The following is a 15,108-nucleotide window of genomic DNA, read 5'->3' as shown; positions in this document are numbered from 1 at the left end:
TAGAGTCTAGAATCAAGATTCAAGACTTGATTGTTTCATTTTTCACTGGCCTTGGTGGCTTGTTGGTCACGCCAAAGGCATCCCTTCGGGACAAGACCAACAAGGGCAGTCATTTTATTAAAGAGGTTACTTGAAGTAACCTCTTTAATTAGCTAGAAGCCGCTACTTTTCAACCTTAGACCTTCTTTTTGATCCAACCCAAACATCAAGTTCATATTTTGAACTGCTTGTCCGGAGGCTCCTTTGATCAGGTTATCAATCACTGAAGTAACCAACACCGTGTCGCCATGTTTTTCTACATGGATCAAACATTTATTGGTATTCACCACTTGCTTCATATCGGGTGCCTCATCCAATACATGAACAAATACAGCCTCCTTATAAAAGTCTTTATACCAATTCACTACGTCTTCTTCACTGGCTTTCACAGTCGTATAAAGGCTAGCAAAAATGCCTTTCGGAAAATTGCCTCGTACAGGCAAAAACTTGATATCGTGTGTAAAGCCTCCCTGCAATTGCTTCACTGATTGATTGATCTCGCCAAGGTGCTGGTGACTAAATGCCTTATAAATGGACACATTATTATTTCTCCAGCTAAAGTGCGTGGTACGGCTTGGATTTTGCCCAGCACCGGTCGATCCTGTCACAGCATTAACATGCACGTCTTCAGTCAAAATACCTTGTGCAGCCAATGGCAAAATTCCCAACTGAATGGCTGTTGCGAAACATCCTGGATTTGCCAAATGTTTAGCTGACTTGATTTGTTCCAGGTTCAATTCAGGCAGTCCATAGACAAAATCATTGCCTTCTGCTTCCAATCGGAAATCGTTACTCAAGTCGATGATCTTGACATGGTCGGGCACGTCGTGTGCATCTAAAAACTCTTGAGTTTTGCCATGTCCTGAACAAATGAATATCACATCTACATTGAGATCAAAATCAACAGAAAAACTTCCATCAATATCTCCAATCAAATCCTTGTGTACAGTATGGACTGGCTTACCTGCATTACTCGAACTTTGCACACAAGTGACCTCTACCTGCGAGTGATTGGTCAATATTCTAAGCAACTCCCCTGCTGTATATCCAGCACCACCTACTACGCCTACCTTAATCATGAGTTGATTGAATTATAAATTTTAGATTGATTAGCCAATATTTTAGTGAACCCCTTTACATCTTCACCTGACCAACCATTATTCATTTCGCCGTATTGACCGAATGTTGAGCTCATCAAATCCTTGTCGGAAGTGATTCCTACCACTTCGAACCGATAGGGAGCCAAGTTCACAGTCACTGTACCCGTCACGTTCTGTTGTGTGTTTTCTAAGAAAACTTCGATGTCACGCATCACCGGATCCAGAAATTGCCCTTCGTGAAGTAGCATGCCATACCAGTTGGCCAGTTGCTCTTTCCAGTGCTGCTGCCATTTGGTGAGCACGTGCTTTTCTAAGGTATGGTGCGATTTGAGTATGATTACTGGCGCTGCGGCTTCAAAACCTACACGACCTTTGATGCCAATAATCGTATCGCCTACATGCACGTCGCGACCAATACCGTATTTGGAAGCCATATCGTTCAACTTGAAAATGGCATTGACAGAATCTAGCTTCTCACCATTTAGTCCTACGAACTCTCCTTTTTTGAATTGTAGTTCTACTACTTCGGAACCGTCTTTTTCTACCTGGCTAGGAAATGCAATTTCGGGTAAACCAAGGTTTGAAGTCAATGTTTCATCTCCTCCAACTGAAGTTCCCCAAAGACCTTTATTGATCGAATATTTTGCTTTCTCCCAAGAGATATTTACCCCCTTGGTGGCCAAGTAATCTATTTCTTCCTGACGAGACAGTTTATTATCACGGATCGGCGTTATGATTTCAATATCCGGACAAATGATTTGGAAAATCAAATCAAAACGTACTTGATCATTACCAGCGCCTGTACTTCCATGAGCGATTGCTTTCGCTCCGATAGATTTAGCGTATTTGGCAATAGCCAATGCTTGAAAAGCACGTTCTGCACTCACTGAAAGTGGATATGTATTGTTTTTCAATACATTACCATAAATCAAATACTTCAAGCATTGTTCATAAAAATTAGAAGTTTCCTCCAAGCATTTATGAGAGTCTACGCCATATGAAAAAGCTCTCTTTTCAGTTTCAGCCAATTCCTCTTTAGAGAATCCACCTGTATTTACTATAACCGTATGGACATCATATCCTTGGTCTTTGAGATAGAATGCACAATAGGTAGTGTCTAATCCTCCACTAAATGCCAATACTACTTTCTTATCACTCATTTCTTCTTATTCAATTTTCGTTTGTTTTTGAAATTGGTCAGGCGCTGGAATCGCTTGGCGATTACCCCTTTGGGTTTTTCGGTTTCTTTTACTTGAGACTTATCATCGAACAGCATGCCAGTACACAGGCAATTGGCGCGATTGTTTCGCTCCAAAATATCGTGGTTAGGACAGCTTTTACAGCCATTCCAGAAAGCATCGTCTGTAGTGAGTTCTGAAAAGGTAACCGGACGATAGCCTAATTCATAATTGATCTTGAGCACGGCCAAACTGGTCGTTATTCCAAACAATTTGGTATCTGGGAATTTCTCTTGAGACAATTCAAGAATTTTCTTCTTGATCTTTTTGGCCAACCCTATGTTTCGGAATTTTTCACTCACCACCAGGCCAGAATTGGCCACATACTGCTTGTTTTGCCAGGTTTCGATGTAACAGAACCCTGCCAATTCGCCTGCACAAGTAGCGATAACAGCCTGCTCAGATTCGATTTTGCCTTGAACATATTCAGGTTCTCTTTTGGCGATACCTGTTCCGCGTGCCTTAGCAGCAGACTCAATGAGATCACATATTTCCTGAGCATACTTGATATGCTCAATGGTTGCGTATTGCACATCCACGTTCATAACCAATGAACTTTAATGGTTTAAATAAAATATTTTGAAATAATGTTGGAATTGGGGCTACCGCATAGGCAACCCGGTATTAGCAGACCCCTACGGGCCTGTTGTTCCTCCTAGGTGCAGGAGTAGCAGCGATGAATGCGATATGTACTTGCGTGTTGTTCATCCTTGTGACACAAAGAAAGAAAAAGTATTAATTAAAGCACAAGCTTTTGTTTTGATTTTTAATAATCCTTCCAATATTTAGAGATCATCCAATATTTTGATTATTTATTGAATGATTTGCAATGATTGAAATCAGATCATTTGCTTTTTCAGAAATGCCCTTTCCTCTTCGATGTCAAAGTATTCAGAGAATACGTCCAGTTTCTTAACCTGGTCCTTTAAAAACTTTTGGTGATTTTCTGACTTTGGATTAAAAGGTCGGTGAGACAGTGCAGCTTGAATTTTACCCCATTCCATTAGTATCCTTTGAGATTGTTCGGACATATAAGTAAGTTGAAATTTATCCCAGATATAATCTTCAGCCATTTCGCTAGGATGGATCATATCGGTTTTATAAAAACGATAGTCTCTAAGATCATCCATCATCATCTCATATGCAGGAAAATAACTCACTTGAGTATCCTGGGACAACTCATGACACAATACTCGTAACAATGATTTACTGAGCTGATTCTCTGCGATCCCATCTTTGATATGGCGCACCGGACTGACAGTAAACACGAATCGAAGAGATGGATTGATGGCCAACAAAGTTGACCTGAGCTCAATAAATGCAGCTTTCATTTCATCCAAACCCAACAAACGCTTTTCGAATTTACTTTGAGGAATTTTATGACAATTAGCTACTACATCTCTACTATCTTTTCGCTCATACACAAAAGATGTGCCCAGGGTAATAATAACAGCTTTTGCTGTTCTTACAAACTCTCTAACCTCTTGAAGTTTGAGCCTCAATAAAGTTTCGAGCGTTTTTCGATCCCTACCATTAAATTGGGAATGAAAGTCTAAATGATACCACAGACCACCAACTTCCACAAATTTTGTAGCATTCAGGTCTTCACTACCCAACAACTTGAAAATAGAAATAGGGTTGTAAACTGTCCCTAGTGGATTGGCAAGAACGGAAAATTTATTTTCCTTGAGCTTCCCTCCAATGTTATCTGAAAAACAGGAACCTATAGTTAGGATGTTGTCATCAAAACCAAGAGGTTGTTTGGCTGGTCTAACGTGGAGTTCGGTTCTAAAATTATTTGCATTATGAATGACCATAAGTCAAAGATAAGGCAATAAAAAAAGCGACACTATTGCTAGCATCGCTTTATATATCCTAAGCTTTTAATATTACTCAGCTACTACATTGATGTTTACATCATGCTGAACTTCTTTGTGTAAGTCCAAAGACACTTTGTATTCTCCAACGTTTTTCACTTGTGTATTAAAAGTGATTTTCTTTCTATCAATTTCGAAACCTTTGGCAGCCAAAGCATCAGAAATCTGAAGAGCAGTAATTGCACCAAAGATTTTACCGCTTTCACCAGCTTTAGTTTTGATCTCCAATACTACATCTCCGATAGACTTAGCCAAATCCTCAGCATCTTGTCTAAGCTTCTCTGCTTTGTGAGCTGCTTGTCTGATGTTTTCTGCAATCATTTTCTTGTTAGAAACGCTTGCGATGATAGCAAATCCTTGAGGGATCAAATAGTTTCTACCGTACCCAGGCTTTACGTCAACTGTATCGTTTTTATAACCAAGGCCTTTGATATCTTCTTTCAATATAATTTCCATGTCCTTGTCTTATTTAAGTGAATCAGTAACATAAGGCAACAACGCAAGGTGTCTCGCTCTTTTTACAGCTTGAGAAACTTTACCTTGGAATTTCTGACTCGTACCAGTCAATCTTCTTGGTAAAATTTTACCTTGTTCGTTTACGAATTTCAAAAGGAAATTGGCGTCTTTGTAATCGATATACTTGATACCATTCTTCTTGAACCTACAGTATTTCTTTTTCTGATCGGCTCTATTTATTGGCTCGTTTACTAGTGTCATGATTTTGCCTCCTCTTTCTTTTTGTTAAATGCACCGCTCTTTCTCTTCACATTGTAAGCCAATGCATGCTTGTCCAAAGCAGTAGTTAAGAATCTCAAGATTTTCTCGTCTCTTCTGTACTCAGTCTCAAGCGCGTCTACGATAGTCGCTTCTGCTTCAAACTCGAACAATTGATAAAACCCTGTTTTTTTGTGCTGAATCGGATAAGCTAATTTCTTAAGGCCCCAGTTTTCTTCATTGATGATTTTCGCACCATTGTCTACTAGTACCTTCTTAAACTTTCCGACAGCATCCTTCATCTGATCATCAGACAAAACGGGAGTTAAAATGAATACCGTCTCGTAATTTTTCATTATGAAATATTTAGTTTAAAAATTTTGAAGTGCAAAAGTAGAGTAATTATTAAGAAACAACAACGTCACGATTCAAAAAATTGATTATAATCTATTGAAAATTAGTAAGTATGAGAGGTTTACTTCAAAGTAAGCACACCAAAACCTCCCTGCTTTCTTCTCTGACCAAGTAATAAAACCTTACGATCTGAAATTTTCTCAGCAGCTGAAGGTTTCGTCAATAGATTAGTTTCTCTGGAGGAAAAGAGTTCGGTCCTTTTCATGTTTCCATCTGTATCTACAACAACCATCCTCACCATACTGTCTTTAGATCTGTCGAATGTATAAATATTTGTATTTTTTTCAGGTACTTTATTAAGCGGGTGATCATTATATATAAAAAACATTTTATTTTCTGCCACCACCAGTCCATAGGAAGAAAAATCACCTCCATCATCAGTTGTCCGTTGTTTTTTGGGAATACTCTTAGCCCAAACTTGTTCACCCTTTTTGGAAACATTAATTAGAATTATATCATTAAAGTTGAACTTAGTATAACTAGAGCTCATTCCTCCTGAAGTCATTGTTTTTACCTCAACATACTGCTGCTCACCTATCAATACTACGCCTCCATCTTCCTTCAAAACAATTTCAGTCGTTCTCAACCATTCCAATTCAACTGACTTACCCTTTGCATTTTTTTTTCGAGCACTCCTTTCATCTCCAGCTGACATATGCGCTGTGATAAAACCTATATCAAATACTTGAGTGGTCGAAGAAACAAGTTGATTACTTTCTCCATCAAATTTCAGCACATATGTACCAGCGACGCCCAATGCTGCATCCTCTTCAGAATAAAATCCTGCAACAAACACATCACCTAAAGCACTTACTTGCAGATCCATATCTACAATAAACTTATCATCCAATTTAATTGGATAAACACATTCTTCTTGCCCATTTTTCCTATATGAGAAAAGCTGATAGTTAAAGTTAGGCTTACCTTTTCTATAATTCTTTTTAACTTCAAAGTATTTCTTGCCAAGAAAATAGACATTAGACTTTTCGTCAATTCTAACCTCTTTCAAATCAAACAAGTCAGAATTAAACGGTAGCTGAATTTCTCTAGACCAGTTCAATTCCAAATCCTCATCGAACACGTAAGCTGTCATTTGTCCAATTTCGTTTTTATCTACAGCCTTTATGCCCTGAATCAAGAGCCTTGATTTGTCTTGTGAAGTCCTAAATACAAATTGGCCCGTGTATTTTTGTATGGCAGACATCCTTGCAGTCGAAATTCCTTTCCGCATTTCTAGCTCTGCAATTTTTACTCTGACTTGCGGTCTCAATGTCGTTTTGTCAACTTCCTGCCTAAATAAGACATACTTCTTTGACTTAATATTTATTTGGGCAGTGAAAATAAAAAGCCTATCATTTACTTCAATAGCATCTTGAAAATCACAAGACTTACAAGACTTTCCAAAATCAATGAGGTAAGAGCCTTGTTTTGTTAAATCAGTATCATAGCGTTCTAATTTGATTTTATTGACCAGGCCTCTAGATTTCAGATTTGCAGCTCCTCGACGAAGAACAATATATTGATTAGTATCAATCGCCACAACCTTATCAAAATAAAATGATTTCTCTTCCTTCTGCTCCGGCTTCCAACTTACATTAAACTCCTCATTATCAATCAATTGACTGTAAACTGGAAATGACAACCATATTAGTATGCCAAGGGTTAGGTTCTTCATAAGAAATAAGAAGTAAATTTGAAAAATATTTTAGGTTTCGACAATAAGGATTAAATATCCCACTTTTCATTTAAATGGCTAAATGCATGATGCCCGGTAAGATCAAACTGGCAGGGCACAATAGAAATGTAGTTATTTGCAATAGCCCACTCATCATTGTCTTCTCCTTTGTCATGATTTACGAAGTTACCCACCATCCAATAGTAATCTCTACCATGTGGATCTCTTCTTTTGTCAAATTCCTCTTCCCATCTCGCATTGGCCTGACGTGCTACTTTAATTCCCTTTATTCTTTCATTCTGTTTAGGTGGGATATTCACATTTAGAGCTATACCCTCTGGCAGTCCGTTTTTGAGTGCTTCACCTGCGATTTTCAAAATATATTCATCCACATGAGAAAAATCAGCATGCCAGCTAAAATCACAAAGAGAAAATCCAATAGCCGGTGTACCTTCTATGGCCCCTTCAATAGCGGCTGACATCGTGCCTGAATAAAGCACACTAATACTCGTATTAGAACCATGATTTATTCCGCTAACTACTAAATCTACTTTTCTTCCTTTCAACACTTCATGCTTAGCCAATTTGATACAGTCGGCGGGAGTGCCCGAGCACTTATACGCCTGAATATCTCCAAATATATCTGTCTTGGTGAGGCGTAAAGTATCTCCTACTGTGATTGCATGCCCCATGCCTGACTGCGGTCCATCTGGTGCTACCACCACTACTTCACCAAGTTGAGACATTAATTCAACTAGTTTCCTGATTCCCTTGGATGTGACGCCATCGTCATTGGATATTAAAACAAGAGGTTTAGACATTGATTCAATTCTTTCGTTTAGTCTGGCAAATAAAGCAAAAAAAAGACCCAACTTTCATTGGGTCCTTAACATTTCTCAAAGCTTAAAAAAATCAACCGCCCTTGATGACATAGCCATCGGCAATTAACCTAAACTCATTAAAAATCTTGGAAGTAGCCACTTTAATATTCTTCCTGGAATCTTTATTCTCTCTTGAAAATACTCCAGAAGCATATCCTTGCCATACGGTTTGTTTCTTTTTACGATCAAAGAATACTACCAGTAATGTACCATCATTCATTTCGTAATTGCTGACTCTATATTCTTCACCTTCTACTTCTTCATCATCAAAGAAATCGTCTGAACCTTTATTGTCACTTCTTTCACTTTCCAATGCTTGATCATTATTTACCCAACTTTCAAAATGAGGCTGATTATATCCACGCAATGAGAAGTCATCATAAAATATTTTGTACATCACTAACAAATCAGGCTTCTTGGTTTGCTTGAAGTAACCTTGAGCCCCCATTCTGGATGCAATGGTTTTTTCCAGAATTTCGCGGTGAAACAGCGTGTCATTCTCAGGACTTGTCATAAAGTTATAAGTTCTGTATTTCTTGAACTTCCCTCCATAACTATAATCAGAATCCGTGATAAAATCTTTTTGTGAGAGACAGCTTCCTAAAAAGATTATTGTGCCAAATAAAAAATAATTCTTGAGTTGTGTTGAATATGCTCTTATCATTGGTTTTTTTGATTTACAATTGAAGCATCACTACAATTACAATAATGATTGAACCCTACAATTTAAGTAAAATTTATCTATTCAGAATAGGAACACATATTAGAATTAATAAATTCCTTACTGATCAAATAGATATCAACCTTATATAAATTTGTGACTTTAAAAACCTTATTAAGATGTCAAGAATTTTAATTATTGGGGCTGGTGGTGTGGGCCGTGTAGTGGCATACAAATGCGCTCAAACTCAGAAGTATTTACTGATATTTGGATGGCTAGTCGCACCAAATCCAAATGTGATCAAATAGCAAAAGACGTTAAGTCTGATCTTAACATTAAGATTTCGACCGATCAAGTAGATGCTGACCATGTTCCTGAAATAGTTGCCTTGATCCAAAAAGTGAAACCTAAGTTGCTAGTTAATGTGGCACTACCTTATCAAGACCTGACCATCATGGATGCTTGTTTGGAAACAGGAGTTCATTATTTAGACACTGCCAATTACGAACCAAAAGATGAAGCCAAATTTGAATACAAATGGCAATGGGCCTATCAAGATCGATTTAAAGAAGCTGGTCTGACAGCAGTTTTAGGTTGTGGATTTGACCCTGGGGTGACAAGTATTTATACAGCATATGCGGCCAAACACTATTTTGATGAAATTCAATATCTGGATATTGTAGACTGCAATGGCGGGGATCATGGCAAAGCATTCGCCACTAATTTCAACCCAGAGATAAACATTAGGGAGATTACTCAAAATGGTCGCTATTGGGAAAATGGAGACTGGGTAGAAACCAAACCCTTCGAAATCAAGAAGGAACTAAACTATCCAAATATTGGAACGAGAGATTCATATGTCCTCTATCATGAGGAATTAGAATCGCTTACAAAAAATTTCCCAAGCTTAAAAAGAGCTAGGTTTTGGATGACATTCGGACAAGAATATTTGACACATCTAAGGGTTATACAAAATATCGGCATGGCGTCCATTGAACCCATCAAGTATAAAGGTGTAGATATCGTTCCTTTACAATTTTTGAAAGAGACTTTACCTGACCCTGGTAGCCTTGGAGACAATTATGAAGGTGAAACTTCTATAGGGTGCAGAATCAGAGGCCTGAAGGATGGAAAAGAAATCACCTACTATGTCTATAACAATTGTAAGCATCAGGAGGCGTTTAATGAAACGGGGGCTCAAGGTGTATCTTATACTACGGGAGTGCCAGCCATGATTGGCGCTATGATGGTGCTCACTGGAGAATGGGAAGGTGCTGGGGTTTTCAATGTAGAAGAATTCAACCCAGATCCATTTATGGAAAAGTTGAATACCCAAGGATTGCCCTGGCATGAAGAGCACAACATTGATTTGGAAGTAGAATAATGCCTAACGCGATACCTTCTCCGTGTTTTGTTTTGGATGAACAAAAGCTGGAAGACAATCTTAGCTTGATAAGAACTGTTGCTGATCAAGCAGAGGTAGAAATCATCCTAGCTTTCAAGGGTTTTGCCATGTGGAGTGCATTTCCTCTTGTTCGAAAATATATCTCAGGCGCAACTGCCAGTTCGGTTCATGAAATGATGCTATGCAATGAACACATGAAAACTAAATCTCACACCTATGCAGTAGCCTATAAAGACAGTGAAATAGATCAGATTCTAGCTGGAAGTAGTCATATCACATTCAATTCTCTCAACCAATTGGAGCGATTTGGTCCGAGAACACATGCACAAGGAGTGTCCGTAGGATTAAGAATAAACCCAGAATACTCTGATGTTGAGACAGAACTATACAATCCTTCCTCTCCTACTTCACGATTAGGTGTTAAAGCTGATCCTCAAAATCTTCAAATTCCAGATTATGTAGAAGGTTTACATTTTCATGTTTTGTGCGAATCAGATTCTATGGCACTGGAAAAAACACTCCATTCTGTGGAAAACAGATTTGGGCATTTATTCCCTCAAATCAAATGGATAAATATGGGTGGAGGACATTTAATGACTCGAAAGGACTATGACACGAGTCATTTGATTCAAGTACTTAAAGATTTCAAAACTAAGCACAACTTGCATTTGATCCTTGAACCAGGAAGTGCATTTGCCTGGGAGACTGGATCATTAAAAACAACAATATTAGATATAGTTGAAAACGGAGGTGTGAAAACGGCCATTATCGATGCCTCATTTACCTGCCATATGCCGGATTGTTTGGAAATGCCCTACCGGCCCAACTTAGTCAATGGTTATTCAGATGTACAAAAAGGCAATCAACGGTATCGTCTGGGCGGAGTAAGCTGTTTGGCGGGAGATTTTTTAGAAGCCTATTCTTTTGATCGTCCATTACACGTCGGGGACGAAATAGAGTTTCTTGATATGATTCATTATACAATGGTAAAGACAAGTACATTCAATGGCATTCAACATCCTGCGATTGGCATCAAAAGAAAAAATGGAACTTTCGACCTCATTAAAACATTTGGGTATTCCGACTATAGGAATAGACTATCCTAATTAGTGCTGAACAATAATCTTCTTTGTGAATGCTTTATCTCCTTGATAAACTTTGAGAAAATAAATTCCCTCTTGAAAACCGGATGTTTGCAATTCATTAGATCGGCCAATTTTGATTGATTTTCCAGACAAGTCCATCAATTCATAAGAATCAAAATCACCTTGAATAGTCAATTTGTCATTTGCTGGATTAGGAAAAATGACTACAGCGGAATTTACATTATCTACAGAAGTGACTACATAATCAGAATCTGAAAAAACAGGTCGCATCATTATAATCCCTTCGACTTTATTATTCGGTTGCCATTCCTCTTCGGTATTGACAAATACCTTTCGAGTACCCAGAAGATTGTTGTTATCCAATCCAATACCAATGTAGTCATTAGTAAACTGTTGTAAGCCGATATAAAAATCCCCTGAAATGATAATCGGAACATCAAATTCAAATCGATCGAACTTATTTAATGGGGCACCACCAGGAATGATAAAAGTTTGTTCACGTAAGGTGCTGGCTGGCTCACCCGATAAGTCTTTAAATACTGAAAGAACAATTTCCTCTCTATCAGAAGATGGATTCAATTGAGGGAAGAATATGTCGATAGATGTCAATGTATCCGCTGAAGGAATGTTAAAATATACCGCGAGTTGGGATTTATTCTTATTGAGTCCAGCAGCATATTCAGCACTTCCATCATCATACGCAAGCGTATGATGTATTTCAAAATATGATCTCACAGTATCGTTCAGTCGATAATTATACAAATCATCTGTTAAATAAGAAATCACCTCTGCTCCTTCTGGTCCATCTATCGACTTGATGAAATAACCATCTGTAGTTGATGAAAATATTAACTCTGTTTGAATAAATAAAGAATCATAACCAACAAAATAAGATTTATTTAAAGCAGGAATATAATTCGTATTTCGTCCATAGCGGGCAATGAGAAGTTATCATCACTATCATAAAGATAATATAGGGTGGCATTGACCGTTGAACTATCCGTGTTTGGATAGTCGTAATTTGTCAAAGAATATTCAAATTCCACGGGGTGCACCTTATTCTCCAAAGTGGCAAAATCAAATGAAATCACTTGAAAAATAGTGTCTGGAAAATCAAACAGCACATCATAAGGAATCATAGTATATTCACTGAATATCGGTGTAGGAGGATCGGTCACGGTCCTATCTACCAAAGATTCGTTTATCGAAGTTCTATCCTGATTCAGATAGACATAATCAATATGCCAAGCATCATACGGCCCTAAACTATTTCCTGAAGCCCGAAATCTAAACTGGAATCCCGAATGAAAATAGTCATCATGATCTATCTGGATAAATACTTTTTTGAAGGAATCAAACAAACTGTCTGCCACGCCTATAAGCGCATACTCTTCAATCCAAGAGCCATTTTTATCCAAAAATTCAAGTTTCAAAGAATCCCTTTGCTCTGGTACTTCACCCAGTCCTCCCATTTGCCAATAGAATGAAAACCAGACAGAATCACGTTTCTCTAACTTCACTGCTTCTAAATCAATGGGTTGAGAAGTGAGCACATCTACTGTTTGGCTATTTACGCCTTCTGGATTATGAGGATTCCCAAATAAATCATGGCCATCGAAAGAAGCTACATTGATAGTGGGTGCTACATTTCCCAAAGTTCCATTGATCAATGCACCGGTATTACTGATCCAAAGAGTTGTGTCTGCTGCCATATTGGAAAATGAAAAATCATCCCAGAATGGCAAACTCACAGTATCTCTATTTACGCTTACTCTTGCAGTATTTGATATTGAATTCTGTGACCTATCGATAGATTTGACCTTGAGCTGAGCAAAGCAGTTGATTGTATTCATACAGAATACTATCAAAAAAACGACCCTCCAGACTTTTAATATCATATTACTTTTAACGAAGATTTATTCCAATATTTTATCTTCTCTATTATTCTGTTGGTAAATCCAGGGTTGGCACATCCTCAGAAGCAGTCGAATCAACTTCTACTATCCACAGGTCAATTTCCTGTCCTATTCTTGCAATTTTTGAAGCATTCGGAGAATGTTTAAACACTCTTCCTGGTTTAGCCTCAATGGACTGTACATCCACTTCTCCACTAGAGCTTTCTATTTTTTTGATGATCTTTCCTTCCTTTTCATAGAAAACATCTCCCAATTTCAATCCATACCCACGCATTACGAACACTGCCTCATCCAATACCATATCAGTTAAATTCAGCATTTGAAATGTTTGATTTCCTAATCCATCTCCTACTTCAAAATCTATCTTAGTCCCTTTTGGAATTTCATCACCTGCTTTCAATTTTTTTCCTTGGTAGTATTGACCCAGAATTGTATTCAATGCAAAATCTGGTCTGTAACGAATCTCACCCAAAAGTAGACCCAAACTTCTCAGTTCTAATTGCGCATTTTTCAAAGATCTCTGGATTAATGAAGGCATTTTAACCACTGGGGGCTTCGAAGAATTCAATGTAATGTAGATTTTTCGACCTTCTTTCACTTTTGCATTTGGCAAAGGGAATTGCTTCAATACTGCAAGTGGTGGAAATTTCGGTGAGTAACCAGAATCAGGCTCTATTTCATACCTTAGATCTCTCTCCTCCAAAAATTCACCTAAATCTTCAAGCAATATTCCTTCAAGATTTGGCACAGTCATGCTTTCTCCATGATTAGTGGTAAATGGCAAGTAGACATAAAATACGAATAATAAAATGGCAATGGAAGCCGCTATCGCTAGCCCAATATGCAACAATAAGTCTCTTTTCGAAGCTCCGGTTTTACTCATTTCTTTCTTTCAGTCAATTACGCGGCAAATTACATGGAATCATTGAAAAAAATAAATAAAAGAGCTCTAGAAAAAGTCAATTAAAAGAATGTTAAGTTAAATCTCTTCTTATATACATTTGCTAACAATATGGAGAAGAAAATCAAAGTAGGAATCTTGTTTGGTGGCAAATCTGCCGAACATGAAATTTCATTGAGATCAGCAAAAAATGTAATTGAGGCTTTGGATAAAAACAAATATGAGCCCGTGTTGATTGGTATTGATAAAAATGGTCATTGGCTATATAACGATCAAACTTCTTTGATTCTAAATGCAGACAACATTGAAAAAATTAGTCTGAACAAGGAAAGTGAAAATGTAGCTCTAATCCCTCAAAGTGAAGGGCAGCTATCCGGTACAAGTCAAAAAATAGATGTAGTTTTTCCAATCCTGCATGGTCCAATGGGCGAAGATGGAACGATCCAAGGGTTGCTTAAATTGGCCAACATTCCCTTTGTTGGTGCAGGTGTGCTAGGTTCTGCCGTTGGTATGGACAAGGATATAATGAAGCGGCTTCTTCGAGATGCAGGGTTGCCTATCGGTAAATATGTCACTATCCGCTCACATCAAGAAAGACCCATTTTCGATAGCATTGTTAAACAATTGGGGCTTCCCTGTTTCGTAAAACCTGCCAATCTCGGATCTTCTGTGGGAATCAATAGGGTTGACAACGAAGAGCAATACAACAAAGCACTCGATGAAGCTTTTTCTTATGATCACAAGGTAATCATCGAAGAATTCGTTGAAGGACGCGAAATTGAATGCGCCGTTCTGGGAAATGAAAATCCAAAAGCTTCAATTCCTGGTGAAATTTCTTTTACACACAAATTCTATTCATACGAAGCAAAATACCTGGATGATCAAGGTTATAAAATTGATATTCCAGCCAATATTAGTGACGAACATATAAAAGCTGTTCAAAGAATAGCTATAGATACTTTTCAAACGCTAGAATGTGAAGGTTTTGCAAGAGTAGATGTATTTCTAACAAAAGATGATAGACTTCTCGTAAATGAAATAAATACTATTCCGGGGTTTACTCAAATTAGTATGTACCCCAAACTATGGGAAGCCTCAGGAATTGCCTACAGCGATTTAATTGATGAATTATTACAACTGGCCCATAGCTAGGCATAAAAAAGAAAAGCAGATCAAGAGCT

15 protein-coding genes and 1 pseudogene are annotated in these 15,108 nt (G+C 37.9%); 3 read left to right on the top strand and 13 right to left on the bottom strand.

Features of this window, described 5'->3' with window-relative positions:
* Positions 1-152 precede the first annotated feature (152 nt).
* From argC to ACOQO5_RS07125, 10 genes are all read right to left on the bottom strand, one after another.
* Positions 153-1,118, bottom strand: coding sequence for an N-acetyl-gamma-glutamyl-phosphate reductase (argC, locus tag ACOQO5_RS07170; protein WP_420581007.1), 966 nt, complete (start codon positions 1,116-1,118; stop codon positions 153-155).
* The gene (argG, locus tag ACOQO5_RS07165; protein ID WP_420581006.1) at positions 1,115-2,299 is read right to left on the bottom strand and encodes an argininosuccinate synthase; all 1,185 of its coding nucleotides are present in this window, start codon (positions 2,297-2,299) and stop codon (positions 1,115-1,117) included. The genes argC and argG overlap by 4 nt, the downstream gene beginning before the upstream one ends.
* The gene (locus tag ACOQO5_RS07160; RefSeq protein WP_420581005.1) at positions 2,296-2,922 is read right to left on the bottom strand and encodes a GNAT family N-acetyltransferase; all 627 of its coding nucleotides are present in this window, start codon (positions 2,920-2,922) and stop codon (positions 2,296-2,298) included. The genes argG and ACOQO5_RS07160 overlap by 4 nt, the downstream gene beginning before the upstream one ends.
* 294 nt (positions 2,923-3,216) lie before the next feature.
* Positions 3,217-4,194: a GSCFA domain-containing protein gene (locus ACOQO5_RS07155; protein ID WP_420581004.1), complete on the bottom strand. Its 978-nt coding sequence runs from the start codon at positions 4,192-4,194 to the stop codon at positions 3,217-3,219.
* Positions 4,195-4,266: 72 nt separating this feature from the next.
* Positions 4,267-4,710: a 50S ribosomal protein L9 gene (gene rplI, locus ACOQO5_RS07150; RefSeq protein WP_420581003.1), complete on the bottom strand. Its 444-nt coding sequence runs from the start codon at positions 4,708-4,710 to the stop codon at positions 4,267-4,269.
* Positions 4,711-4,719: 9 nt separating this feature from the next.
* Entirely contained in the window at positions 4,720-4,971 is a 252-nt protein-coding gene (rpsR, locus tag ACOQO5_RS07145; RefSeq protein WP_084370700.1) for a 30S ribosomal protein S18, read from the bottom strand.
* Complete coding sequence (rpsF, locus tag ACOQO5_RS07140; protein ID WP_420581002.1) at positions 4,968-5,324, bottom strand: 30S ribosomal protein S6; 357 nt, start codon at positions 5,322-5,324, stop codon at positions 4,968-4,970. Before rpsF ends, rpsR begins: the two co-directional genes overlap by 4 nt.
* A 119-nt stretch (positions 5,325-5,443) precedes the next feature.
* The gene (locus ACOQO5_RS07135; protein WP_420581001.1) at positions 5,444-7,057 is read right to left on the bottom strand and encodes a hypothetical protein; all 1,614 of its coding nucleotides are present in this window, start codon (positions 7,055-7,057) and stop codon (positions 5,444-5,446) included.
* Positions 7,058-7,107: 50 nt separating this feature from the next.
* Positions 7,108-7,878, bottom strand: a complete 771-nt coding sequence (gene surE / locus ACOQO5_RS07130; RefSeq protein WP_420581000.1) for a 5'/3'-nucleotidase SurE — start codon at positions 7,876-7,878, stop codon at positions 7,108-7,110.
* 91 nt (positions 7,879-7,969) lie between these two features.
* Entirely contained in the window at positions 7,970-8,602 is a 633-nt protein-coding gene (locus ACOQO5_RS07125) for a DUF4136 domain-containing protein (RefSeq protein WP_420580999.1), read from the bottom strand.
* Between the two features lie 176 nt (positions 8,603-8,778).
* On the opposite strand from ACOQO5_RS07125, the pseudogene ACOQO5_RS07120 reads away from it, so the two are divergent.
* Both ACOQO5_RS07120 and nspC read left to right on the top strand, forming a co-directional pair.
* Positions 8,779-9,983: pseudogene (locus tag ACOQO5_RS07120) on the top strand (saccharopine dehydrogenase C-terminal domain-containing protein).
* Positions 9,983-11,110, top strand: coding sequence for a carboxynorspermidine decarboxylase (nspC, locus tag ACOQO5_RS07115; RefSeq protein ID WP_420580998.1), 1,128 nt, complete (start codon positions 9,983-9,985; stop codon positions 11,108-11,110). The pseudogene ACOQO5_RS07120 and the gene nspC overlap by 1 nt, the downstream one beginning before the upstream one ends.
* Here nspC and ACOQO5_RS07110 read toward each other — a convergent pair whose 3' ends face one another.
* The 3 genes from ACOQO5_RS07110 to ACOQO5_RS07100 all read right to left on the bottom strand — a co-directional run bounded on the left by ACOQO5_RS07110 (position 11,111) and on the right by ACOQO5_RS07100 (position 13,909).
* Positions 11,111-11,845 carry a T9SS type A sorting domain-containing protein gene (locus tag ACOQO5_RS07110; RefSeq protein WP_420580997.1) on the bottom strand — a complete coding sequence of 245 codons (735 nt, stop codon included), beginning with the start codon at positions 11,843-11,845 and terminating at the stop codon, positions 11,111-11,113.
* 164 nt (positions 11,846-12,009) lie between these two features.
* Positions 12,010-12,963 (bottom strand): hypothetical protein, encoded by a 954-nt coding sequence (locus ACOQO5_RS07105; RefSeq protein ID WP_420580996.1) that lies wholly within the window; start codon positions 12,961-12,963, stop codon positions 12,010-12,012.
* 88 nt (positions 12,964-13,051) lie between these two features.
* Positions 13,052-13,909, bottom strand: coding sequence for a PASTA domain-containing protein (locus ACOQO5_RS07100; RefSeq protein WP_420580995.1), 858 nt, complete (start codon positions 13,907-13,909; stop codon positions 13,052-13,054).
* A 129-nt stretch (positions 13,910-14,038) separates the two neighbouring features.
* On the opposite strand from ACOQO5_RS07100, the gene ddlA reads away from it, so the two are divergent.
* Positions 14,039-15,079 (top strand): D-alanine--D-alanine ligase, encoded by a 1,041-nt coding sequence (ddlA, locus tag ACOQO5_RS07095; protein WP_420580994.1) that lies wholly within the window; start codon positions 14,039-14,041, stop codon positions 15,077-15,079.
* Positions 15,080-15,108 lie beyond the last annotated feature (29 nt).

Origin of the sequence: Reichenbachiella sp. (assembly GCF_965223055.1) — a bacterium.
GTDB lineage: Bacteria > Bacteroidota > Bacteroidia > Cytophagales > Cyclobacteriaceae > Reichenbachiella.
This window is presented reverse-complemented; position numbering and strand designations above follow the sequence as displayed.